Source organism: Pseudonocardia oceanicola, from assembly GCF_047200735.1.
In the GTDB taxonomy this organism is placed as follows: Bacteria; Actinomycetota; Actinomycetes; order Mycobacteriales; family Pseudonocardiaceae; genus Pseudonocardia.
Map to the genome: position 1 here is coordinate 1 of NZ_JBJZON010000085.1, position 785 is coordinate 785.

General features: G+C 57.1%; 1 rRNA gene. It reads left to right on the plus strand.

The window, feature by feature from the left end:
* Window positions 1-51 precede the first annotated feature (51 nt).
* Window positions 52-785 (plus strand): 23S ribosomal RNA (locus ACL02T_RS34915); the annotation flags it as partial.

Below are 785 nucleotides of genomic sequence, written 5' to 3' on the forward strand. Positions count from 1 at the left end.
GGGTGTGGTTGTGTGTTGAGTGTTGCATAGTGGATGCGAGCATCTTGTTGTGGTCAAGTGTGTAAGGGCACATGGTGGATGCCTGGGCATCAGGAGCCGATGAAGGACGTGGGAGGCCGCGATAGTCCTCGGGGAGTTGTCAACCGAGCTGTGATCCGAGGGTGTCCGAATGGGGAAACCCAGCGCCCGTCATGGGGCGTTACCGTGCGATGAATTCATAGTCGTACGGGGGGAACGTGGGGAAGTGAAACATCTCAGTACCCACAGGAAGAGAAAACAACCGTGATTCCGTGAGTAGTGGCGAGCGAAAGCGGAGGAGGCTAAACCGTGTTCGTGTGAGACCCGGCAGGGGTTGCGGATGCGGTGTCGTGGGTTGTGGTCGTCGGGGTTCTGCCGGGCCTCGGATTGTGTGGTTGTGTGTTAGTGGAAGACTTCTGGAAAGGGTCGCCGTAGTGGGTGAGAGCCCCGTACGCGAAAACGCGCAGCGCATGATGGACTGTATACCCGAGTAGCAGCGAGCTCGTGGAATTCGCTGTGAATTTGGCGGGACCACCCGTTAAGCCTAAATACTTCCTGGTGACCGATAGCGGACGAGTACCGTGAGGGAAAGGTGAAAAGTACCCCGGGAGGGGAGTGAAATAGTACCTGAAACCGTGTGCCTACAAGCCGTCAGAGCCTTGTGGGGTGATGGCGTGCCTTTTGAAGAATGAGCCTGCGAGTTATGCTTCGTGGCGAGGTTAACCCGTGTGGGGTAGCCGTAGCGAAAGCGAGTCTGAATAGGGCGT